This is a genomic window from Haliscomenobacter sp. (genome assembly GCF_033763495.1).
Classification (GTDB): domain Bacteria; phylum Bacteroidota; class Bacteroidia; order Chitinophagales; family Saprospiraceae; genus Haliscomenobacter.
On the sequence record NZ_JANRKL010000179.1, the window covers coordinates 1 to 24,510 of the forward strand.

19 protein-coding genes and 1 tRNA gene are annotated in these 24,510 nt (G+C 46.3%); 10 read left to right on the plus strand and 10 right to left on the minus strand.

All coding sequences use genetic code 11. From position 1 onward, the window contains the following. The first annotated feature begins 209 nt into the window (after positions 1-209). From serS to rpmH, 4 genes are all read left to right on the plus strand, one after another. The gene (serS, locus tag SFV55_RS19390) at positions 210-1,487 is read left to right on the plus strand and encodes a serine--tRNA ligase (protein WP_320031197.1); all 1,278 of its coding nucleotides are present in this window, start codon (positions 210-212) and stop codon (positions 1,485-1,487) included. A 64-nt stretch (positions 1,488-1,551) separates the two neighbouring features. Continuing rightward, positions 1,552-2,250: a zinc metallopeptidase gene (locus tag SFV55_RS19395; protein ID WP_320031198.1), complete on the plus strand. Its 699-nt coding sequence runs from the start codon at positions 1,552-1,554 to the stop codon at positions 2,248-2,250. Positions 2,251-2,368: 118 nt separating this feature from the next. Beyond that, entirely contained in the window at positions 2,369-2,935 is a 567-nt protein-coding gene (gene frr, locus SFV55_RS19400; RefSeq protein ID WP_320031199.1) for a ribosome recycling factor, read from the plus strand. Between the two features lie 133 nt (positions 2,936-3,068). Further along, on the plus strand, positions 3,069-3,224 hold the full coding sequence (rpmH, locus tag SFV55_RS19405; protein WP_320031200.1) for a 50S ribosomal protein L34: 156 nt from the start codon (positions 3,069-3,071) through the stop codon (positions 3,222-3,224). Between the two features lie 91 nt (positions 3,225-3,315). On the opposite strand, the gene SFV55_RS19410 is transcribed toward rpmH, so the two are convergent. Both SFV55_RS19410 and SFV55_RS19415 read right to left on the minus strand, forming a co-directional pair. Further along, positions 3,316-5,130, minus strand: coding sequence for a tetratricopeptide repeat protein (locus SFV55_RS19410; protein ID WP_320031201.1), 1,815 nt, complete (start codon positions 5,128-5,130; stop codon positions 3,316-3,318). A 139-nt stretch (positions 5,131-5,269) separates the two neighbouring features. Further along, complete coding sequence (locus tag SFV55_RS19415) at positions 5,270-5,632, minus strand: VanZ family protein (protein ID WP_320031202.1); 363 nt, start codon at positions 5,630-5,632, stop codon at positions 5,270-5,272. Between the two features lie 629 nt (positions 5,633-6,261). On the opposite strand from SFV55_RS19415, the gene SFV55_RS19420 reads away from it, so the two are divergent. The 5 genes from SFV55_RS19420 to SFV55_RS19440 all read left to right on the plus strand — a co-directional run bounded on the left by SFV55_RS19420 (position 6,262) and on the right by SFV55_RS19440 (position 18,219). Next, entirely contained in the window at positions 6,262-9,918 is a 3,657-nt protein-coding gene (locus SFV55_RS19420; RefSeq protein WP_320031203.1) for a carboxypeptidase regulatory-like domain-containing protein, read from the plus strand. Between the two features lie 60 nt (positions 9,919-9,978). After that, a complete protein-coding gene (locus SFV55_RS19425; RefSeq protein ID WP_320031204.1) occupies positions 9,979-13,989 on the plus strand; it encodes a hypothetical protein in 4,011 nt (1,336 codons plus the stop codon). 95 nt (positions 13,990-14,084) lie between these two features. Beyond that, positions 14,085-15,128, plus strand: a complete 1,044-nt coding sequence (locus tag SFV55_RS19430; RefSeq protein ID WP_320031205.1) for a PorV/PorQ family protein — start codon at positions 14,085-14,087, stop codon at positions 15,126-15,128. Positions 15,129-15,223: 95 nt separating this feature from the next. After that, the gene (locus tag SFV55_RS19435; protein WP_320031206.1) at positions 15,224-16,027 is read left to right on the plus strand and encodes a hypothetical protein; all 804 of its coding nucleotides are present in this window, start codon (positions 15,224-15,226) and stop codon (positions 16,025-16,027) included. A gap of 284 nt (positions 16,028-16,311) precedes the next feature. After that, positions 16,312-18,219, plus strand: a complete 1,908-nt coding sequence (locus SFV55_RS19440; RefSeq protein ID WP_320031207.1) for a PA14 domain-containing protein — start codon at positions 16,312-16,314, stop codon at positions 18,217-18,219. 49 nt (positions 18,220-18,268) lie between these two features. Here SFV55_RS19440 and SFV55_RS19445 read toward each other — a convergent pair whose 3' ends face one another. From SFV55_RS19445 to SFV55_RS19455, 3 genes are all read right to left on the minus strand, one after another. Continuing rightward, the gene (locus SFV55_RS19445) at positions 18,269-18,847 is read right to left on the minus strand and encodes a hypothetical protein (protein ID WP_320031208.1); all 579 of its coding nucleotides are present in this window, start codon (positions 18,845-18,847) and stop codon (positions 18,269-18,271) included. Positions 18,848-18,882: 35 nt separating this feature from the next. Beyond that, a complete protein-coding gene (locus SFV55_RS19450) occupies positions 18,883-19,635 on the minus strand; it encodes a hypothetical protein (protein ID WP_320031209.1) in 753 nt (250 codons plus the stop codon). A gap of 156 nt (positions 19,636-19,791) precedes the next feature. After that, the gene (locus SFV55_RS19455) at positions 19,792-20,619 is read right to left on the minus strand and encodes a hypothetical protein (protein WP_320031210.1); all 828 of its coding nucleotides are present in this window, start codon (positions 20,617-20,619) and stop codon (positions 19,792-19,794) included. Between the two features lie 286 nt (positions 20,620-20,905). Between SFV55_RS19455 and SFV55_RS19460 the strand changes: the two genes are divergently transcribed. After that, the gene (locus SFV55_RS19460; protein ID WP_320031211.1) at positions 20,906-21,448 is read left to right on the plus strand and encodes a hypothetical protein; all 543 of its coding nucleotides are present in this window, start codon (positions 20,906-20,908) and stop codon (positions 21,446-21,448) included. Positions 21,449-21,549: 101 nt separating this feature from the next. Here SFV55_RS19460 and SFV55_RS19465 read toward each other — a convergent pair whose 3' ends face one another. From SFV55_RS19465 to SFV55_RS19485, 5 genes are all read right to left on the minus strand, one after another. Beyond that, a complete protein-coding gene (locus SFV55_RS19465) occupies positions 21,550-21,681 on the minus strand; it encodes a hypothetical protein (protein WP_320031212.1) in 132 nt (43 codons plus the stop codon). A 48-nt stretch (positions 21,682-21,729) separates the two neighbouring features. Next, positions 21,730-22,380, minus strand: a complete 651-nt coding sequence (locus SFV55_RS19470) for a DUF433 domain-containing protein (protein WP_320031213.1) — start codon at positions 22,378-22,380, stop codon at positions 21,730-21,732. A 133-nt stretch (positions 22,381-22,513) separates the two neighbouring features. Further along, a tRNA-Thr gene (locus SFV55_RS19475) sits at positions 22,514-22,586 on the minus strand. Between the two features lie 71 nt (positions 22,587-22,657). Beyond that, complete coding sequence (locus tag SFV55_RS19480; RefSeq protein WP_320031214.1) at positions 22,658-23,881, minus strand: TPM domain-containing protein; 1,224 nt, start codon at positions 23,879-23,881, stop codon at positions 22,658-22,660. A 207-nt stretch (positions 23,882-24,088) separates the two neighbouring features. Continuing rightward, positions 24,089-24,505, minus strand: a complete 417-nt coding sequence (locus tag SFV55_RS19485; protein WP_320031215.1) for a molybdenum cofactor biosynthesis protein MoaE — start codon at positions 24,503-24,505, stop codon at positions 24,089-24,091. Positions 24,506-24,510: the final 5 nt, after the last annotated feature.

Genomic DNA, 24,510 nt, shown 5'->3' on the forward strand with positions numbered 1-24,510 from the left:
ACGGTAAGGGTTTCGTTCAAGAGGGGTTGCGCCAATACACTTGCAATTTCGGTCCTTCTCATTGGTCTTGATTTAAAACGGGGGCGAAAATAGATAGAAAAGTTGAATTGTTGAAAAGATCGGCACTTCGGCTTCGCTCAGTGACCGATTCTAACCCTCAACTCCTCAACTTCTCAACTTTTCAACTTTACTGTTTACATCACGCCACTATGTTACAAGTCAATTTTATCCGGGCCAATAAAGAGCGCGTCTTGGCCGGGTTAAAGAAAAGAAACGCCAAGGATGATCTGTTCCAAACGCTTGAATCGATCCTCAAACTCGATGATGACCGCAAACGATTAAAGACCGAATCGGATGAAGCCAATGCGGAACGCAACCGCTTTTCCGCTGAAATCGGTGCTTTGATGAAACAGGGCAAAAAAGAGGAAGCCGAGCAATCCCGCAGCCAGGTGGCCTCTTTGAAAGAGCGCATTGCCTCGATTGAAGAAGAGTTAAAGTCCACGGAAGAACAACTCACCGAACTACTTTACCTCATTCCAAATATTCCTCATGAATCGGTTCCCGTGGGTATTACCCCCGAGGACAACGAAATTTTCCGGCCAGGCCCCGATCCACTGCCCAACCTGGGTGATGCTGCCCTACCCCACTGGGAGATTGCAGCCAAGTACAAGGTATTTGACCTCGAGTTGGGAGTAAAACTGACTGGAGCTGGTTTTCCTGTTTATCGCGGCAAAGGTGCCAAACTCGAGCGCGCCCTGATCAACTTTTTCCTGGATGAAGCTGCCGCTGCCGGTTATGAAGAGATCATCCCCCCGCTGATGGTCAATGAAGATACAGCAAGGGGTACTGGCCAGTTACCCGACAAGGAGTCCCAAATGTACTATGTTGGGTTGGACAATCTTTACCTGATCCCCACGGCTGAAGTACCCGTTACCAACATTTATCGCGATCAAATCTTGGATGTCAGTGAATTACCCATCAAGATGACCGCGTATACGCCTTGTTTCCGCCGGGAAGCGGGCTCCTACGGTGCGCATGTACGCGGCCTGAACCGGGTGCACCAATTTGACAAAATTGAAATTGTACAAATTGCGCATCCCGATAAGTCCTATGAAATCCTGATGCAGATGTTGGAGCACGTTGCTGCTTTGTTGAACAAACTGGGCTTGCCCTTCCGCATCCTCCGTCTTTGTGGTGGCGATATGGGTTTTACTTCTGCCCTTACTTTTGACTTTGAAGTTTGGAGCGCTGCTCAAAAACGTTGGTTGGAAGTTAGCTCGGTGTCAAATTTTGAAACCTATCAGTCCAATCGGATGAAGATGCGTTTCCGCGACGGCAAGGACATCCAGCTTGTGCACACCCTCAATGGTAGTGCGCTGGCCCTCGCCCGAATTGTTGCATCAATTTTAGAAAACAACCAAAGCCCCGAAGGTGTTATTATACCTGAAGTATTGCGCAAGTATACGGGCTTTGATTTACTGAATTAAACTACGCAGAAAAAAAGCATGTGACCTGTAGCGATACTGCCAAGTCTAAACAAAAAAAAAACAAATGATGAACGCAGATTATATGGTTTTTATGCTGATTGGTGGAGTTTTTTCCGTCATCGGCTTTATCGTTAGTGCGCGTTTAAAATCAAAATTCAACCACTACAGCAAGTTTCGGATCCGCTCTGGTCTGACCGGCAAAGAAATTGCTGAAGCAATGTTGCGCCACTACGGCATCAATGATGTCCAGGTAGTTCCTACTCATGGCATGTTGACCGACCACTACAACCCAGCTACCAAAACGGTAGCGCTGAGCGAAGGGGTTTATGCCTCCAACAGTATTGCAGCAGCTGCCGTTGCAGCCCATGAATGTGGGCACGCGGTACAACACGCCACGGCTTACAGCATGTTGCAATTGCGCTCCAATCTGGTGCCCATTGTCAATTTTTCGGCAATGACCCAACAATGGTTGCTGATCGGGTCATTCATGCTGATCAATACCATGCCGCAGCTTTTGCTGATTACGGCAGTGGTATTCGGCATTACCGCTTTGTTTAGTTTCATCACCTTGCCCGTAGAGTTCGATGCCAGCCGCAGGGCTTTGGTTTGGCTCAATGAATCAGGTATGGCCCGGGGCGAAGAATACGATGGTGCCAAAGACGCCTTGTGGTGGGCAGCCATGACTTATGTGGTAGCTGCACTTTCAGCACTGGTGATGGTGGTGTATTTGTTGCTGCGGTATGTGGGGGCATCGCGGGATTAAACAGATAGCATTTCAACCTATATAGAAGCCAGAAAAGGAATGAATTTTTCATTTCTTTTTCTGGCTTTACTTTTTCCCAAATTTTCCTGATTTTTGCACTCGCAACAAAAATATTTGTATGACGCAGGAGGAAATAGACCTAATTATGGAGGATGCTGAGGAGCAAATGGACAAAGCTCTGGAGCACCTTAGAATCGAATTGTCAAAAATCACCACGGGCAAAGCCAATCCGGCGATGCTCTCGGGTTTGATGGTGAACTATTATGGTACACCTACCCCGATGAATCAGGTGGCCAACGTATCCACTTCGGATTCGCGTACCATTGTGATCCAACCTTGGGAAAAATCCATGTTGGCCCACATTGAAAAATCCATTTTTGAAGCCAATTTGGGTGTAACCCCCATGAACGATGGGGTTGTGGTACGCCTGTCTATTCCACCACTCACCGAAGAGCGCCGCCGTGATTTGGTCAAACGTTGTGCGCACCTGGGTGAAGAATCCAAAGTGGGTATCCGAGGTGGCCGCCGCGATGCGATCGAAGAAATCAAAAAGGCGGTGAAAAATGGCTTTTCAGAAGACATCGGTAAAAAACTGGAAGATGATGTAGACAATCTTTCCAAAAAATTCATTGCAGGTGTAGATGAAATGGTCAAGCACAAGGAGAAGGATATTATGACCATATAAGGTGTGAGTGTGAGGTGTGAGTGTGAGGTGTGGGTATGGATTTATTTACACCAAAGATTTGGTCGTTTCCAAAGATACCCTTACATTTGCCCCACTTTTTAAAAGAGCCTGTGCGCAATAAAAGCAATATACAATGAAAAGGACTTATCAACCATCCCGTCGCAAACGTGCTAACAAGCACGGCTTCCGCGCTCGCATGAGCTCGAAGAACGGCCGCAGGGTATTGGCAGCACGCCGTGCCAAGGGTCGTCACAAGTTGACGGTTTCTGACGAAAAGCGTCTGAAGTAAGAGATGAAAGATGATAGATAAAAGATGAAAGAAGAGAGGCCGGCGTTAACGCGTGATTCTCTCTCATCTCTCATCTTTCATCTCTCCTCTCTTATTGTATTTTATCTCCCCTCAGCAAGCGATACCGCTTTCTCGCCTCCACCGCAAAGGTGCTTCCAGAAAAATCTATAAACAGTTGTTCGTACAATACCGAGGCTCGGTCTTTATTGTTCAGTTGATTGGCATTTTCGTATAATTCTGCCAAAGCAAACAACGCATTATCTGCCCGGATTTCATCAGGATAATTCTGGATGATCAGTTCGTACATTTTTCCAGCCTCCACATAATCCCGTTTTTTGGTGAATACTTTGGCTTTGAGGTACCATACATCGTCTTCCAAAGAATGGTTGGGGTATTCCTTCAGAAGAGAATCCAGTTTGCTGAACGCTTCTATGAAGCGGTTTTGGAAAATCAACATATCCGCTTCAGCGTAAAACTGTAGGGCATTGGCCGTAGTATCCAGGTTGAGGTTGTCCGCAATGAACACCGACATATCCAGGGCATCGTTGGCAATGAGTTTGGCAGTTGATGCTTTCAGGATTTCAAACTGAGCTTGGGCCCACTCAAAATCACCCGAGTAATAAGCCAGACGAGCATTGCGGAAACGAGCTTCGTGGCCCAAAACGTCATCTTTATAAGCCTTGTCCACCTGGGAATACAATAAGGTGGATTCCCAAACTTCCGTTTTCATCAAGTAATAATCCCCCAGGTTGAGCTTGGCCTGGCCCAACATTCCGGCAGAAATGCCTGGCAGGGTAATCAGTTCGGACAAAAGGCTGATGGATTTATCCAGGTTATTCAGGTAAAGGGCTTCCAGGTCGGCCAGCTCAGTAATCAAAGCGGCGGTGCCTCTGGACTTACCATAATCGTTGATGAAAGTTTCGTATTGTTTTTCCAACTCCAGCAATTCTTCCCGGCTATAATTGTAGCCTTCAACCAGTTTGTTGCGGCGACAACGCAGGAATTCTTGCTTAGAATCCACAAAAAACGGCGTTCCAGCTCCCTTGTCTACCACATATTGGTAGGCTTCAATGGCTACGTCGTAATCCTTGTCATTGGCGGCAATTTGAGCCAATTGATATACCCGCAGTCCATCCCCTTTTTGCTGTTTGTCCAGGGCACGCACCTGGCGAAGTGCATTTTTGTAGTCTTTTTTCTGCAAAAATGCCCAGGCCAACATATCGATGTATTGCACTGAGCCTGAATTACTGGCATTTTGAATGCGGTCGTATAGTTGTTGCTGCAACACATTCATGTCATCCGTTGAAAGGTAGCGTTGAAAGATGCTCTTGATGTTGTCAACCCGCTCAGGAAAAGCATCCAGGCTATTGAGGTATTGCTCAATCATCTTACCCACATCTCCTTTACGCCGGTAGAGGTCGGCCAGATTGTAGGAAAAAAACTGGCGATCGTTGAGCATGGTGGCCCCTTTCTCGTAGGTCTCGACAGCCAGGTCGTATTTATTGGCTGAACTAAAGGCATTGGCCAGTTTGCTCACCGCATAACGGTCCTTAGGCAACTGATCTATGGCTTTGCGGTATTGTTTTTTGGCTTCCTCTTCTTTGCCTTGTTGTTCGTACATTCGCCCGTAGTTAACGTACAAGCGACTGTCGTTGGGTCGTTTACGAATTTGCTTAAGCAGGCTACGTTCTAACTCTTCGTAACGTTGCAATTCCATCAGGCATTCGATGTAGCGGTCGAAATAATACTCGTTGTCATTGTCCTGGGTGTACAATTTTTCAAATAGAATCACCGCTTTTTCAAATTCTCCGTCCGCCAGGTATTGCTGCGCCAATTTGGCATCCTGGGCAAAGGACCATACTGCACTCAGCAGCAGTGTTGCTACAAATAAGCACATTCTTCTCATGGGTACCACTTAAAATTGGTTGAGTAAATAACGCAGAAAAATTAAGTTCCCGATTTTTTGCGTCATCCTAAAGCACTAAAGATAAAAGATTGATGCATTAAAAACAGTAGTGAATGTCGATGTGTTGAAAAGTGACAAATTATTTTTTTGTCGCTCGCAAGTTCTGGGGCAAAAATGGGGAAACCCAGGGAAAAATCCAGACCCCGATCAAACACCCGACCAAATTGGCCAACATATCGAACACGTCCAGTTGCCTGCCATAAAAAAAGGTTTGTTGTAAAAATTCAATGATGATCCCATAAACCGTACCTAAAATGACTGGAGCATAAGCTCGCCTAAACCCGAATTGCAACAAAAATGCCAACAGGGCATACGCTCCGGCATGGGCAAATTTATCGGGTTGAAATACCCACCAGGGTTTAGAAACTCCCATTTGGGGATGAGCAGAAAGGAACAGAATAATCAGCGCCCAAAAAAGCGCAGGTAGCAAATATTTAAGCATTTATCGTGATTTTTACCCTTTCAAATTAGAACATATCTGCGGCTTGAAGATCACAAAACCATTTTTTTTTAACTGAAGAATTTCAGAATCCGAAACTTTTTTTACATTTGATTAACAAAAAAAGATGCCACGCAAAGTGTGCGTGGCATGCCGATACGGATTAGTATGAAAAAACTCTCTTAAATTCTTGTTTGTAATGTCCAAGAATGGGTTGTTGAGAATGCTCTTGACAATCCATTCTTTTTTTGCTGACTCAAACACACACTAAATTGTAGGGTTTACTGTGGTAAACGTTTGGAAATTATTTGGTCGGTTTTAGAGCTTATCTCTACCAACAACGCCCAAGTTAGAATCCTTTGGCACGTTCAATTTAATTGGTGTAGATAAACACTCAGGCAAGTCAGCCGGATGATTGTACTGTTAAAGACGACAAAGCAACATAAAAGTTGCATGCAAGATGAATTTTTTTTTCCTTCGAAACCGCAATTATCGACAAAATGCAGAATTGTTGCTATAAACGCTAAAAGCAGGCATGGAAAATCCGGATTTGTCGTTGATTAACACCTGTACTTTTTAATAAAGTCTTAACTTTATCGCCAGTCTACATTGATTTAGAAAACATCCGGCATATGATGCAAAGATTACTCCTGTGTTGTTTATTGTTTTTCGGTATCCTGGCGTTTTCTTTCGCCCAAACTTCCTTAAATGGTAAGGTACTTGACAAAGAGGACAAAAAACCGATCGAGTTTGGTTCCGTTGCACTTTACAAAAATGGCGTGCAACTCACCGGAGCAGATACCGATGAAAAAGGGAACTTCAACTTTCCAGATATTGATCCTGGCACTTATGACGTGGAGGTTTCCTATCTTGGCTACAAACAAAGCCGGGTGACCAATATTAAGGTATTGGCCGGTAAAGCCAATAAGGTAGAAATTGAATTGGAATCCCAGGGAGGAATCGTATTGGATGTGGTCAACATCACCCAATACCGCGTTCCGCTCATTGAGCAGGACAACACCACTTCCGGTGGGGTTATCACCAGTGACCAAATCCGAAACCTGCCCATCCGCAACATTAATGCCATCGCTGCCACTACTGCGGGCCTGGCATCTTCTGATGAAGGGAGAGCGATTACGGTAAGAGGCTCCCGCCCTACCAATACGGATTACATTATTGATGGCATTCGGGTGCGTGGCAATCTCATTCCGGAAACGGAAATTGAACAGTTGCAAGTAATCACAGGTGGTATGGAAGCCCAATATGGCGACGTGACGGGAGGGATCATCTCCATCACGACCAAGGGCCCGGCCAGCGAATTTACAGGGGGAGCCGAGATAGAGAGCTCCAAGTTTTTGGACAATTTCAGCAACACGCTGGCTGGCATCAACCTGAGCGGCCCCATCCTTAAAAACAAACAAGGCCATTCTGTTCTGGGCTACCGGTTTTCGGGTCGTTATACCGACCAGTTGGACGATAATCCTTCCGCAGTTTCCCTATTTCAGGTGAAACCCGAGAAATTGCTGGAACTGGAAGCCAACCCCATTATCAATATCCAAGGTTCCCAACTGGTCAATGCCGACTTTTTGAAGTCCAACGATGTGAATGCCCTGCAAACCCGTCCGAATGAACGGTACAAAAGAGCAGACGTAACCGGAAAACTCGATTTTCGCCTGAATAAAGCCATTGACGTTTCTTTCAGTGGTTCGTATGCGGATGAAGAAGACCAATTTACGCCGGGAGGCTGGCGTTTGCTCAATAGCCACAACAACCCTTTCAACAATACCACAACCTACCGGGGTGTAATGCGTTTTCGGCACCGACTGGGTGCAGCAGCAAACGCGCCCGGGCAAAACAGTGGCAGCAACAAGTCTTTGATCCAAAATGCTTCCTATACTTTGCAGTTTGGGTACGAAAAAACCAAAGGTGATGTAGCTGACGCGCGCCACGGACAAAATTATTTCGAATACGGTCACGTGGGCAAGTTCGACATCGAATGGGTGCCGACCTTTAATTACGTATTTGATCGGGTTACCCAAACCAATGTCTTGCAGCACACCGACTACCGCCAGGTCTTGCGCAAATACACTCCAGGGGCTTCCAACCCGGTTTTAGCCAATTACAACAATGTGATGGGCCTGAATCCCAATGAAAGCATCAATGCCCAGATTGGCCGGATTTTTATCCCTGGCGTTCAGGATGCTGGTTCGGTGCTTGCACTGGGCAATTTTGTAGCACCAAATGGTTTGATTTCTGACGTGTACACCGGTTCCTGGGGCTTCCACAGCAATGTTGGTTCAGTATACAACCAGGCCAGCTTCAGCGATGGTGATTTGTATACCTTCCACGGCCGCACCAACTTTGACCTCGTGCCCGGTAACTCCGATCAGGGGCGCCACAACATTCAAATCGGGTTCATTTACGAACAGCGTACTGACCGGGGCTATGTCGTAGCGCCACAAACCCTTTGGAACATTGCTCGTCAGCAAGCAAACAACCACATTCTCGGGATCGTAGAAGGGGCCGAAAACATTGGCACCATAACTGATACCGTTAATGGCCAACCTGTTACGCTTAATTTGCGCCAATTGTCGATCGCCCAAAACGAAGACAACAAGTTTTACCGTTCTATCCGGGCCAAAAACAACATCCCTTTGACGGAGTATGTCAACGTGGATGGGATGGACCCCAGCGAATTGAGCTTGAGCATGTTTTCAGCCAAAGAATTGAACGATCAGGGCATCATTCGGTATTATGGCTACGACTATTTAGGCAAACCTTTTAATGGGACTTTCAACGACTTTTTCACCGCTACGGATGCTGATGGTGTGCGTACCTTTCCCGTGGCACCCAACCGCCCCATCTATTCGGCTTTTTACATCCAGGACAAATTCACCTTCCGCGACATCATCTTCCGCCTGGGCTTGCGCGTGGATCGTTATGACGCCAATACCAAGGTTTTGAAAGATCCTTACTCCTTGTACGAAATCATGGGGGCAAGTGACTACCACGATCAGTTTGGTGGCACCCGCCCTGGCAATATTGGTGATGATTATAAAGTATACCTCAATGATGCGGGAACCAATATTGAGGCTTATCGAGATGGCGACCAGTGGTACCGCCCCAATGGTTCACCTGTGAACAGTCCAATCGAAATTTTCTCCGGTGGTTTGGTTTTCCCCAAGTACAAGGATGAAAATGCCTCTAAGGTATCCAACTACATCAAGTCCCGGGACTTCAATCCAGATGCCTCCTTCGAAGATTATAAGGTACAGATCAACATCATGCCACGTTTGGCGTTCTCCTTCCCCATCTCAGAAGATGCCAACTTCTTCGCCCACTACGATATTCTTGTGCAACGCCCGGCAACCAATACCCTGGCTACTGCGGTAGACTATTTCTACTTCACCGACAATCCCGGTGCGACCAAAAACAACCCCAACCTCAAGCCTGAACAAACTATCGATTACGAGGTGGGTTTCCAACAGCGTTTGACTGAGACCTCTAAATTGAAAGTTTCGGCTTACTACAAGGAAATCCGCAACTGGATTCAATTGCGTACCTTCTTCCCCGTACCCATCATTACTCAATATACCACCTACGATAACCTGGATTTTGGTACTGTCAAAGGTTTTAGTTTTGAGTATGAACTGCGCCGTACGGGCAATGCTACCCTGAACGCCAACTATACCCTGCAATTTGCGGATGGTACGGGTTCGGATGCCAACTCGCAACGTGGTTTGACCAGCCGGGGCAACCTGCGGACCCTGTTCCCGCTGAACTATGACGAGCGTCACCGCATCAACCTCAATTTTGATTATCGTTTTTTCAAAGGGCAAGCCATTCCCAAGTTTTTGGAAGATGCTGGTTTGAATGTACAGGCCGTTTCCGTTTCAGGCCGCCCTTATACAGCAGATCGGACGCCCTTGGAATTAGGGGGCACTCAAACCATTGGTTCGATCAATGGTGCACGCAAGCCCTGGACTTTCACGATCAATGCTCGTATTGACAAAACCATCAACTTCAGCAAAGGTGCCGGTTTGAACATCTATTGCCGGGTATCCAATTTGCTGAATCGCCAAAACGTGCTGAACGTTTATTCTGCAACGGGTTCTCCAACGGACGACGGCTTCCTCGCCTCTGCCAATGGTCAGGACAAATTGCGCAATATCCAGAACTCCGTACGTGAAGTGGAAGCTTATTTGGCCTCCTACCAGTGGGCCATTCTCAATCCTGCGCTTTATTCTTTGCCTCGACGGATTTACATTGGTGCTATTTATAATTTTTAAAAAATAGCCCCATTTGTAAAAATCAAACTCAACACTTTGACTAGTAAATACTTATTACATATGCGACATTTGAAATCCTGGCTGTTGCTTCTAGGTGGATTAGCCTTGCTCCATACTTCGGCGCTGGCCTATCATACCGGGAAAAACAATCCCAAACGGCCTGCTCCGAACAAACCGGAACTGCGCTACCTCGAGGATTGCAACAATGCCGTTGCCCAGATTGACCAGGCCATCAATAACGTTCGGGCCCGACTCACCACTGGCGGTGACGTATGGTGGAACAGCACCGACGGGCGTTATGTAGTGCCCAAAGTTGCCCCCGGCTTGCCGGAAGTATCTTCCATTTTTGCTGGTGCTGTATGGTTGGGTGGAGTTGACCCGGCGGGTAACCTCAAACTGGCGGCCCAAACTTACGGTCGTGCCGAACGCCAATTCGATTTTTTCCCCGGTCCGCTGAATTCAACGGGCAAAACGGATAAAGAAACTTGTTCCCGTTGGGATAAATTTTTTGTGGTCAAAGGCGAAAGTATTCGGGAGCACTTGCGCAACTGGAATGCTGCTGTTCTGGCTGGTAAAACCTATGACCCGGACAAAATCCCCCGGGACATCAAAGGTTGGCCCGCATCGGGCAATGAATATTTTGAAGAAATTCACGGCTTTTCGCTGCCTTCCACCCGTCAGGGGTTGGCTGGTTTCTGGGACCAGGATGGCGATGGCAACTATAACCCCGAGTTGGGTGATTTTCCAGTCATTGAGGTGCGTGGCTGCTTGGACAAACCCCAGTTTCCTGATGAAATGATCTTCTGGATTTACAACGACGCAGGAAACATCCATGCGGAATCACAGGGCGATCCCATCCAGATGGAGGTACAGGTACAAGCCTTCTCCTATGCCACCAACGACGAGATCAATGACATGACTTTCCAACGTTATAAATTGATCAATCGCGCGGTAGAAAGCATCGATTCAACCTACTTTGCCATGTGGGTCGACCCCGATCTGGGCTGTTTTACCGATGACTATGTGGGCTGTGATACCAGCCGAAGCCTGGCTTTCATTTACAACGAAGACGCGCTGGATGGTACCACCGGATGTACTTGCGACGGGGCAGTGAATACCTATTGTGATGAAATTCCACTTTTGGGTATTGATTACTTCCGTGGACCATTGGATGAAAACGGGGAAGAAATTGGGATGTCCTCTTTCACCTACTACAATAACCGGCAGGTAGGTAGCCCGATTCCGGGAACCACCGACCCAGCAAATGCCCAGGAATACTACAATTATTTATCGGGCTCCTGGCGCGATGGCACACCCTTCACCTTTGGTGATGATGCTTATCAGGATGGTGCAGCTATCCGGTATGCCTTTACCGATACACCTAATAACACCCGTGGCTGGACCATGTGTGCGTCAGATCTGCCCTTTGGTGACCGCCGCACCATTCAGGCTTCCGGGCCTTTCCGACTGGATCCGGGTGCGCTCAACGAGTTGATCATTGGAGCAGTATGGGTGGCTGATCAGCAATATCCCTGTCCTGACATTTCCAAACTACTGGAAGCTGACGACATTGCGCAGGCGCTGTTTGACAACTGTTTTGAGTTGACGGATGGACCGGATGCACCCGATGTGGACTTCCTCGAAATGGACAAAGAAATCATCGCGGTTTTCACCAATGATACCATTACATCCAACAATGCCCGTGAAGCTTATGCCCAACGGGGTCTGCAAATACCAGCGGGTGTAGCGGATAGTTTATTCAAATTCGAAGGTTACAAACTGTTCCAATTGGCCAACTCCGGTGTAACGGTAGCGGATCTGGATAACCCTGACAAAGCGCGCTTGATTTATCAGGTCGACGTAAAAAATGCAGTGGGCCGGGTGTTCAACTGGCGATCGGTAGATAATCCCACTGGTGCTGATTATTACATCCCTGAACTGCGTGTGGAAGGCGCCAACAATGGCATTCAACATACTTTCCGCATTTCGGAGGACCAGTTTGCATCGGGGGATCGTCGTTTGGTCAACCATAAAAAGTACTACTTTGTAGCCATAGCCTACGCGTATAACAACTACCGCCCATTTGACCCCAAAGCAGTTTTGGGCCAAAGACGCCCCTATCTGGAAGGTCGCCGCAACATTGGTGATGGCTTCAATCCATTTTATACCGTCATTCCACGCCCCATTACCGATCGCAGTTTGAATGCCAAATACGGAGACGGTGCGGTCATCACCCGTTTGGCGGGAGCAGGTACCGGAAACAATTTCCTGGACATGAATACCGATACCCGCAATGCCATCATCCAGGGTACTTTTGCCCAAAAGCCAGAAATCACCTATCGGGCGGGCCGGGGACCAATTGGGGTCAAAATTTTCAACCCGTTGGATGTACAGGATGGCGAGTTTGAATTGCGCATCGTAGATGCCAACATGAGCAACGATCGTTTTGATCCACCTGTTCGTTGGGAATTGCGCAATTTGAGCAATACCAACGGTCCGGTGATTCGTTCCGAAAAATCGATCGATGACCTCAACGAACAGATCGTCAAGGAATTTGGCTTCTCCATTTCGGTAGGGCAAGTCAACGATCCTGGAGTCGATAGAGATGATCAGAATGGCCGCATCGGCTACGAGGAAGAATACCTGCGCAGCGGTGCAATCCCCTGGGTATTTGGCATCAGGGATGAATACATTGCCGGGCAAACAGATTTTGACACCAAGGTGTTCAACTTTATGGCCACTGGTGACGCTGAACCTGACCAAATCCAGGATCCCAAAAAAGCTTTGAGCCAAATCGGCCCTGGTTATTTTGTGCCTTTCATCCTGGCTGATTTCCGCAACAAGGATGAACAAAATACACCGTACATCACTCCGGCCTGGACCGATTTGTCGGGTGCTGCCTTCCTGCGCACCCAAGCCAAGCTGGCTGATGTCAACAACGTCGACATTGTCTTTACCTCAAACAAGGCTTTATGGAGCCGTTGTATCGTTGTAGAATCGGCCAACCGCTTCTACCCCATTCAGGGCTACTCAACCCAAACTGCCCCTGGCGAAACGGCCATCCGCCGCCATTTCGACCTGCGTGGATCGGCCAACGTAACGAAGGAAGATGCCAACAACGATGGTTTACCCGATGTAGAAACCAACCCTGATCCAAGCCTTTCCAGGGTAGGTTTTGGCTGGTTCCCCGGCTACGCCATTGATGTGGAAACAGGTCAACGCCTCAATGTTTTCTTTGGTGAAAACTCCGTTTACGGGGGCACCAATGATCCGCTGCTCAATATTGGCCGTGACATGATGTTCAACCCCAATAGTTTGATTACCCTGGGTAATTCAGTCAATGGCAACCTGGGCCCATACTTTGCTGGTGGGCAACACTTTGTTTATGTTACCCGCACTGTTTACGACAGCTGTAAAGTCTTGAGCCGTCAGTTGCGGCCCAACAACAGTCCCGTCAACAAAGGAAGGGTATTGAAGGACATCACTTGGAGTGGTTTGATTTTGCCTCGTCCGGGTGCCAACTTCAAATCCTACAAAGATGGTTTGATTCCGGATGATGTGGTGGTGAAACTGCGGGTAACCAATCCTTACCAGGTAGACCGCCGCACAGGTGTAAGCGGATTGCGAGAAAGTGGTTATCCTGTTTACCGTTTCCGTTTGGATGGCAAACAGGCCGAAGCACTCAGTACCCGTGGCATAGATAGTGCCATGGCGCAGATCAAGGTGTCGCCCAACCCCTACTATGGATTCTCCGATTACGAAGTGTCTCAGTTTACCACTACTGTGAAGGTCACTAATTTGCCAGCCAAGTGTATCATTACGATTTACTCGCTCGATGGTAAATTCATCCGACAATACCGCCGCGATGAGGTTGGACAAACGCCACGAGGCAACAACCGGGCTATTTTGCAGAAACAGATTACCCCTGCATTGGAATGGGACCTCAAGAACAACAAAGGTATCCCCATTTCCAGCGGTGTGTACCTGATCCATGTGGACGCCGGTGAACTGGGACAACGCACGATCAAGTGGTTTGGGGTCAATCGGAAATTTGATCCTTCAGGACTTTAATTTAAAGATGAGAGATGAGAGATGAAAGATGAGAGCGGTTGCCCCTTTTTTCATCTTTCATCTCTTATCTTTCATCTCTCCAAAAAAGGCTTTTTATGCAAAAAATATACTTTTCCCTCCTCTTCCTATTGTTGTGCTTAGACGCTATCCAAGCAGGCAACCCTGATCGCCAGGGCGAAGCTGGAGCTTACGAGTTGTTGATGGACCCTTGGGCGCGTACGGCGGGGTTGCATAGCATGAGCACCTCGCTCGTGCGTGGTGTGGAGTCGATGAACCTCAATGTGGCTGGTTTGGTGCGCATCAACAAACTGGATTTCGGTTTTGGCAGCACCCAATACCTACAAGGAACGGGCATCAACTTGAGTTCGGCAGCAGTAAGTGCCAAGATTGGCAAAAGTAGTGTGATGGGCCTCAGTTTGATGGCCGTAGATTTTGGGGATATTGAAGTGACGACCACCAATCAGCCCGAAGGCACCGGTGGGACCTATTCACCCAGCTTTTTCAACCTGGGTTTTGCTTATGCGCACGAATTTGAAAACAAGGTTTCGGTTGGTTTATTACTCCGGGTTGTATCCGAGTCACTGGCCAACGTCTCCGCCTTTGGTTTTGGCATCGATGCCGGGGTACAATATGTGACGGGAGAACAAGACAATTTTAAATTTGGAATCAGCCTGCGCAACGTTGGCTCACCAATGACCTATCGTGGGGAAGCACTTTCCATCCAGCGCCCCAGCCCCAATGGAGGCTCTTATGATGTAACTGTGGATCAGCGCGGCGCTCGTTTTGAATTGCCTTCTTTGTTGAATATTGGTGCTTCTTATGATTTTCGCTTTTTGGAAAAACACCGCTTTACGGTTTTGGGTAACTTTACTTCCAATTCCTTTTCCCGAGACAACTTGGGTGCTGGCGCAGAATATGCCTTCGACGAACGTTTTGTATTGCGGGGAGGCTACAAGTCTGATTTGGGTTCAACTGATCCGATTCAGGCACCCATTTATACTGGCCTGAGCGCGGGCGGATCGGTGACTTTTCCACTGAGCAAGGTGGAAAAAAACACCAAAATCAGCGTGGATTACGCGTACCGTGCTTCTAAAGTATGGAGTGGAACACATAATATTTCGGTTCGTATCGGGATTTAGTGTATTGAAGCCCAGCTTTTAACACCAGTTTAACGCAGGCAGATTTGACGTTTAGCCCAGACTACTGTAACTTTCAGGTATAAAAACCCGACCTTATGTACTTGAAAAATTACACCTCTGGCCTTTTTTACCTGTTTGTTTTGGCCATCAGCTTGAGCTCTTGCGCCGTACCCCAGGCCGTGGTCCGGATGGAGCCTGCAGCCGATCAAAAAATTCGCTGGGATTATGGCCAGGCCATTGTGGAAAAAAGTGTAGACAGCCTCTTTGGCCGGGCGGCTTTCGACCACGCTGAAAAAGAATATTTGGTCTTCAATGTGGATGTAACCAACCTAAGTCAAAGGGATCAACTGGTTGCGCCAGAGCAGTTTTACATCACTACCTCCACCGGTACCCGCTATTTCGCCCTTGATCCTGAAAAACAGTTGTTTTCGATGGAGGTGCAGGAGAATGTTCGGGAGGCCAATGCCAAAAACGCTGCCGTGTTCGCCGGAGTAGTAGCAGCAGCAGCAGTAACCGCAGTAGTCGTTTCGGAAATCAAAGACAATCAGGATAACAACAACTCGAATAACCATAACAACAACAACGAGAACCGCAACAACAATCAGGACAATACCAATTTTCTCCTTTCGGTTCCCTTGGTTATCAACTCTGCTTCAGCGGATCAATCCATTGCTCAGCAAAACATTGACAACTTCGAGCCCAATCGACCTACCACTGGGGATCGTGGCTTTTGGATGGATTATACCCTGCGTAAAACCACCCTTGCTCCGGGAGAAAAAGTGAGAGGTAAGGTGCTCTTTCGCCGGCAGGATGCCTTGAAGGACTTTTTGTTGATGCTGCCTGTGGAGCAAAGTGTATTTTCTTTTGGGTTCAAGCAGAAGGTTTTTCAGCCGCAGTAGTACACCGCATATTGCATCAGGAACGAGAAAAAAATAATTTGCCAATTTAGCTTCGCTCTTTTGAGCTTACTCTTCCTATCTTTTTCGTTAAATAGGCTTGCTATTCGCCTCAAAAGATAGTCGACTAAACTCAAAATAGCTTTGCTAAATTTGGCAACTTATTTTCTTCTCGTTCCTCATTATTAACCTTTCACTAATCTGCTTTTAACATTCAGCTTATGTTAAATGCAGTTCTTTGCTGTGATCAAAAAATAATGGACCTTCACAAGTCTAAACACAGCAATATGCAGCGTCTCCTTTTTCTACTGCTTGTCTTTTGGTGTATCCAGACTGGTTTTGCTCAAAAGCCGGTATTCGTCGTCGATTCTACGGCCATCAATCCCTGGACCAAACGCCCCTTTGAAAACAGTCCTGAAAATTTCCAGTTTGCCATTGTCAGCGACCGCACGGGCGGGCACCGCGATGGGGTTTTTGAAAAAGCGGTGGAAAAGCTGAATAAACTGCACCCGGAGTTTGTGATGTGTGTAGGTGACCTGATTGAAGGTTACACCAAAGACCAAAAGGAAATTGATCGCCAGTGGGCCGAATGGGATGGAATTTTGGATAAATTGAAGATGCGCTTTTTTGCCCTGCCCGGAAACCATGACATTTCCAATGAAGTGATGCGCAAGGTGTGGCTGGAGCGTTATGGCAAAGCCTGGTACCATTTTGTGTACAAAGGGGTACTGTTCATTGCAATGGATTCTAATGATGGCGATGGCCTGAGCATCAGCAGGAGCCAGATTGACTATGTCAAAAAAGCCATTGCCGACAATCCACAAGTGCGCTGGACGATGCTGTATATGCACCACCCGGTTTGGAATTACAAAGATTTTAATGGTTTTAGTGAAATTGAAGCGGCACTTCAATCCCGCCCGTACACAGTATTGGCCGGGCACAACCACCAGTACCTCAAAACCCAGCGCAACAACCGCAATTATTACATCCTGGCCTCAACGGGTGGTGGCAGCCAGTTGCGCGGGCCCCGCTTTCAGGAATTTGATCACGTCACCTGGGTTACTTTTACAGATGAAGGCCCTGAACTGGTCAACCTGGCCCTGAGTGGCATCCACAACGACGACATCGTGGATGATGCCGGCCTGGCCAAGGCCAAAGCCATGCTGGACGCGGTAAACTTCAAACCCCAACTGCTCAAAATTGATGCCCGCCGTGCACAAGTTCTGCTGAACATCCAGAATAGTGGCCTCGATACCTTGTACTTTGAAAGCCATTTGTACCACCACCACCAACTCAGTTCCAATCAGGGTAAGTTCAAGGTAAAAATTGCGCCAAAAAGTAGTCAACAGTTGAATTTTGACATAAACACCGTTGGCAATGCTACTTTTGACAAGGCTGCACCCTTGGAATTAGACTGGCAAATGGCCTTGCCTTCCGCTTTCATGGAAGCGCCTTACCGTTTGGAAGGTACTTTGCCGATTGTTGTGGATTTTACCCCACCAAGCCCCGCGGTGGAGGAGCGCAGCATTTTTTTAACGACCAAAACCATTGAACTCAAGCAGCCCCAGACTGGACTGAGCATGCGCTACACCCTGGATGGAACTGAACCTAGCCTAAACTCCAAAACCTACCAGGCGCCCATCACGATCAGCAATACGACAACTTTGAAAGTCCGTTATTTCAATACCAAAAATGGCGCGGCCAGCAATACCTGGCAACAGGTTTACCGCAAAGTCGCCCCACTGGAGCCTGTTTCCATGCCCACTGGAAAACCGGGTATGGCCTATCGCTTTTACGAGGGCGACTTCCAGACTTTACCCAATTTTAAAACCTTGACTCCGCTAAGGACAGGTACAGTCCAAGACTTTAATGTGGAACTGCTGGCCGGGTCAAGGATTGATCACTACGCAATTGTGTACGAGGGTTTTGTAGACATTCCGGCGGATGATCTATATTTTTTTTATACCCGCTCCGATGATGGTTCCAAATTGTATATTCATGACCAACTGGTGGTTGACAATGATGGTTCGCATGAGGAGCGTGCACGGGGTGGAGATATTGCCTTGAAAAAAGGCTTACATCCTTTCCGGGTGGAGTATTTTGAGGATTTTGAGGGTCAGAGTCTATTTGTCGGGTACAGTGGAGCGGATGGGAAGAGGAAGCCGTTTATTGGACTGCCGCTGATGAGTAAGTAGGGTGATTTTAACTGCTGCCGCGGTTGGGAATTTGGGGCCAGTTATATCATCATATCCCACTAAAAGCTACTTCAACATTGATTGATCCAGATGGATTGGTGGGGAGCTTATTGGGCTGTACTAATGGCAAGTCTAATTTCGTGGCCAATTGTGCAAAAACCTTAGTGTCGGAGCTAATCAATGCATCCAGCTTTCTACGCTGCGCATGAGCTGAAGCAATGATCTTCAAATCATCCGAAACCCATTGCCTTGCCCATGATATTCCTTCAAATTTCAAATCTTGCTCAAGTTGTTTGAGCCACTGAAACTTTTGGCCATCGGGCAAAATGCTATCGAACAGAAGAGGAATGGAGGCTGCGATACTTGCAGTAAAGTCAACAAACGTAACTTCGGCACCAGTGAACAGGCTGGTCACTCGCTCAATATTTGAACTTGATTCTGGTAATTTGCTGAGTTCGGCAATAGATATGGCAGAAATCAATAGCATTGGTGATTCTCCCAAATGCGCTGTACTGGTCAGGTAATTGATTAGTTGTTGGACTTTTTCAATCCGATCCTTTTCTCCTGGATTTTTATCGAATCGAGCCGGGTTTTTCGTGTAATCAACAATCACCGAAGTATCAATCATGACACGGCTCCAATGTTTGATGGGCTTAATTTGACTCATTCGTTCGAGGCACGTAGTTTGTGGAAATATTCAGCAGTATTTTCTATCTCATTAAAAAGGCCATCCGGCTGGGCAGCTTTTAGTTCTTCGGCCATCTCGGCAAAGCTACGGGGATTGCTGAGTTTGAAATCTTCCAGCATTGCGCCCTTGATTTCCTTGGTAGCCATATCGATTCGTTTGCGGATGCTAAATACCAATTTGGCTTTTTTGAAATAAGGCAACAATTCCATTTCTTGCTCCGCAGTAACCTCAACGTTGTGTGCAAAACCAGCAATGCGGATGACTGATTTGGCTTTTTCAGTCAAATTTGGGCTGCCAATGCTAGTCAATATCCCGTATACATCCCCCAACTCAAAGTAATACTTGGGTAGAGTTGGCAAATCAAATTGGGTTACCGAATACCGCTCATTGTCTTGTGGGTCATAAGCTTCCAAACTGAGTTGGTCTCCAATAATGGCCTTTAGTTTGCGGGCATAGTTCATTTGTGCGTCGCTAAAGCCTTTGAGCTCATTCTGACTGATATTGGCATGAATGACCTTGAGGTTGTGGTGAATGGTAGCATCGGGCGTAGCCAAATTCAATCCGTACGACTCGTGCAACACATCCTTCAGCACCAAATCTTTGGCATCTGTTGCCCCCACTGCCTTGACCAGCACAGCCAACAATTCAACCATCCGACCCAATGGAATACCATGCCCATCTTTAAATGGACGCTGCTTATCCTCAAACTTTAGGACGTAGTTGTGCATGAAATCAAGGGTTTATCAAGTGGGTGAAATGACATTTTGGGATAAAAATACGAGATTTTTGGTTTGTGTGTGGGGAAAAGTGGTGGGGAGGCTTTATGTTGGGGTATAATTCCCGTCATTTGCATAAACCATCTTGTTTTCCTAAAATCCATCAACTTAAAGAGTATTCAACTCTTTAAGCATGACTCCATACACGTCATTTAGCCAATCACAAGTAGATAAAAACGCAGATTTAAATTTTTCTGCAACAAGATGATTTCCTAACTGAAGTTTATGTTCTTTTGATATCTGAAAGCGTGGGACGTTACTAGTGCTAGGATGAGTAATAATATCTACTCTTATTTGGCAAATTGATTGAAATTCTGAGGGTATTTTTGGGCAATTTAGTTTAATATTGAATTTTTTATTGAAGAGATTTTGCTCAAGTATCTTAACTCGTTCGCTTAATGCATAACTTATTTCTATATAAGTCAATATGTACTTAAATGGTTCAATTAAATAACTGTCATCACCACTTTTAACATAGCTCAAATAATCTTCTCGAACCTCGGCTTTGTCATCTCGAGACTTGTAAAGTTCATTTAATGGGGATTCAGAAAATTTGGATGGATAATGGCGTTCTTCGACCTTGAAACCCATGCTGCCAGATGCATTTACCTCGGGGTCTATTGACGGATACATCTTTGTTTCCCAATCTTGATAAGGAGGTTTTCCTACGTATTTCGGTTCAAATGCAGAGGGCAAATCCGTGTATTGAATATTTTTGCTTATATATTTACTTTCAAATGATTTTTGAAAATTTTCAATGTGGACAAGATTCTCATTCAACAAAAGCACATATACAGTGGTAGGAACTCCAAAAAGAGGCGTTGTCAAAATTCTGGCATCATTTTTTTCATAGCCTCTTTCCTCTAAAGCATGAATCAAATGCTTTTGATTAAGTACTTTTTGATCTAAATAGTCTGAGATAAATCTACTCCCCATTCTTTTTTATTATTTGACTAGTGGTGAAACGAACTTGTTCGATATTTAGTTCCTCGTTGTTTACCAATTACTATATTGCGACAAAATTGATCACTCAAGGTAATGGATATTTCAGAGATGTGAAACAACGATACAATCATATCACAGGTAGCAAATAGGCAAGCAATTAGAGACCCTATAACGAAAACATCCATTATTTGAAAGTTCTCAACGAGTCGGATTTTATATGCTTGTGTCCACCATGAGAGTAAATGAGCTATATTTGCTAAGAACAATTTGAAAATCAATGGAAGTTACTTTCAATATCCCCAATTGGGAAAAAATCAGTGGGCAAACTGCCAATTTTTTCTACAGCGAATCTGAAAAACGACTGAAAGAATTACTTGATGCTTGTAATCAAAATCAAGAGGTTGCACATCGAATGCTCAATATACTACTGCCGATTATCACTCTTACAGTAGGTTATCTGTTTTCCCAAAAATGGAACGAAGATTGGGCTTTAATGTTACCAGCTACAATTTTTATTCTATTCCAGGTAGTAGCTTTAATGCATCTATTCCTGACCATTAGGCATGGCGAAGTAAATAGTTTAGGATCAAATCCAAGGGATATGTTAAAGGCTAATCTTATTATCGAAGATGACGAACGAGCTCAGTATCTTCAATACGTGATTGGAGCCTGTGAAGAAATGCAGAAAAAGATCGATCATAATCGTGCTGTTAATAACAAACGAGCCACTTACAATAATCGAGCGATGCTTTTTTCTACAGTCATTGCACCTTTAGGCTTTATTATTACCTCTTTGGTGGTTTGGGGTTTTGCGTTGTAGTATCCTGATTCCTTTTTACATCCGGGCCTGTAGAAGGCGTTGGCTGTCGCTCCCTTGGAGGAGTGTTTTGAATCTGTGGTTGTGCTTTTGGCTTATCATCTTTACTCATCGAGTTGGAGGTTTTTTAGTTGGGTCAATTCCTTGATTTTTTTTTCCTGGATCAGATGATGGTGTTGGTTGTCGATCCCGGAGTGGCGGTGGTGGCGGTGGTGTCTTGGGCTTTTCTTTTTCACTCATAGCTAAAATTGTTTTAAGAAATTATTTTCACTTGGAAACTATAATCATGCCGCTTTACAGTATTCTATTGCGTCTTGAACTTCCTTTTCTCCCAAGTCATAAGCAGAACATATAAAAGGAATACTTTCCCCACCCTGATACAAACCATATATCGTTTCAGGGTAAATATTGGTTTTACCGATGACTGGATGACCGAATTGACGCTGGGGATCTACCACAATGCTTTTTTCTTTGCCCCGTGGCCAAAAGCGCAGGGCAATTGATTCCTGATCAAAATCCAGTTTGTGGAAAAACTGCCGGATGAATTCCAGATTCAGTTGTTTTGTACCATCGAGGGATACAATATGCCCCTCAAATTCCAGGTATATCCGGTATTGATCGGTTTGGATGTTTTCTACTATCTTTTTTTGGGCAAAAGGAAAGGGGGTGTTGAACCACTCTGATAAGGCTGTTTTGGCGCGAATCACTTCTTTGGTTGGGATGCCTGCTTCCCCCAAATGATACAACACATAAAATTCTACCAAAGCTTGAAAACTAACCGCAACACTTCGATCGATGGTCCAGGAATACTGATTCCAATAAGCCGCCAACCAACGCCGGACCTTGGCTGTTGGCAGTTGGAGAATTTCGGAGATGTCTGCTGCGGTGTAAATTCCATCCCCTAATTCAAGCTTATGTTGTAGCGTTTTGGTCATGATTTATGAGAAGCTTGCGAAGTTGCTTACAAATATATAGGAATTGGGTTGTTTTTTCAATTTTGACCAAACAAATAATTTGCCAAATCCAGGTGCAAACAAAAAAAGCCCGCCGTAGCGAGCTTTCTTCCAGAGCCGCCCAAGGGACTCGAACCCTCGACCTACGCATTACGAATGCGTTGCTCTACCAACTGAGCTAGAGCGGCTGAAACAATTAGAATTGGGCTGTAAATATAGTGCAAAAGCAAGTGCTCTGTCAAGCCATTCCCTGCTTTTTTTACCAGCTTACCCCGCCGCCACCGCCGCCAGAGGAGCCACCGCCCCAACTACGGCCACCGCCACCGCTGCTGCTGCCACTAGAGGAGGAACTCCGGGTAAGCATCGGGATCGTGACCCGTTTCACTTCGTGGTAATTGCAACTTTTACAATCATTGACCACCTCTTTGAGCCCGGTAGAGGAATAGGTTGGTGAGATGATGGTTTGGCTGTGAGAATTGTAATAGGTAATGTAATTGCATTTGGGGCAACGACGGTACTTTAGGTTGCTTTTGCTGTAACGCAGGATGAGTAGATCCTCCCCATCGTCGTCGTTTGCCCAGACATCGTAGTCCGCTACCCCAATTTCTTCTTCAGTGATCTGGCCTTTTTCGAGGTAGGCATCTTCTTCTTTTTCGGGAATCAAGCGCAGCTCTGCACCCGTTTTTTTGCTGTAGCGTTTGCCGTAGCGCAATTCCTTCATTTTGCGGCCTACAAACCACCAGATAAAGATGTAGGGAATGGGGAACAAAATCAGGAAAAACCACATCCTCGATTTGCGCAGGGCCATGTATTTATCATAGGCATCCTGCTTGCTGTTGAGGCCATTGTAGACAAAAACCAGGGCCAGCAGGTTAAAAATTCCGTTAAAAATGGAATGCCCAAAGAGGATTTGTAACCAACCACCCTTGTTGCCAGAACCTTGATAAGTCTGGTCTTTGATCTCTTCAATGCTGTTGGGATTCTCAAGGTAGTATTTAAACTTGTTGACCGCCGCGATCAAACCGACACCGTAATCACCCTTTTGAAAATGAGGCACCAATTCCTGCATGCCCACCCGGTAACAAATCGCATCGGTGAGGATACTTTCCGTACCCAGGCCTGTTTCAAATTCGGTGCGCCGCTGGTCCATCACAGTGAGAATAAGCAGGCCGTTGTCTTTTTCGGCCTGGCCAATGCCCCATTTGTTGAAAAGCCTGGTGGCAAATTCTTTGGGGTTGTCCTCCCCTATCGAAGAAAGGACCACTACCGCAGCCTGAGCCGTGGTAGAATCTTCCATTGCATTGATCAACTGGTTCAATACTACTTCGTCGGAAGCACTGAGGTAATCATCAGGGTCGCTGACGCTGCTGTTGCGATTCTTGGGGTCAGGTACCTGATCAACGGTGTAAGTCTTCCCAGACTTCTGTGCAGTCAGGAAACTAATGGAACACAAAAGGGCAAAGGTAAAAAGTAAGTAGCGCATGGAATGGCAAAGGTTTTCCGTAGTGTGTAACTTGCGGGGGTTTTGTCGCTAAAAATCTGCTTCAAGATCGGGATTTTCGGTCAAATCCACATGCTTATTCGACACAATGGCATTTTTAGATCGATGGATGATTAAACGTTGAAGCCGCATCATTTCTAAGATGGCCCTTAGAAGTCTTAGATGGTTCAAATAAATTCTCCTAAAAATTTAAGGGTGCGCAGCCACCCAAACCTCCCCATCCTCAAAAATCTCCTTTTTCCAGATCGGTACGGTTTCTTTTAAAGTATCAATCGCGTACTGGCAAGCTTCAAAAGCAGCCTGGCGGTGTGGTGTAGACACAGCAATGATCACGGCAATTTCACCAATCGCCAAACTCCCCACCCGATGGTGAATGGCCACATGGTGAGCCTGCCAGCGCCGTTCCACCTCCGCAGCAATTTTGCTCATCTCCGAAATGGCCATCGGCGCATAGGCCTCAAACTCCAGACGCAGCACCGGGCGGCCTTTGGTTTGATTGCGTACTGTACCGATGAACACCGTTGCTCCACCCGATGCCGGATCGGCAGCCAGGTCGATACATTCCTGAGCGGAAAGAGGGATTTCTTTAATTTGGATGTTCAGCATGACCA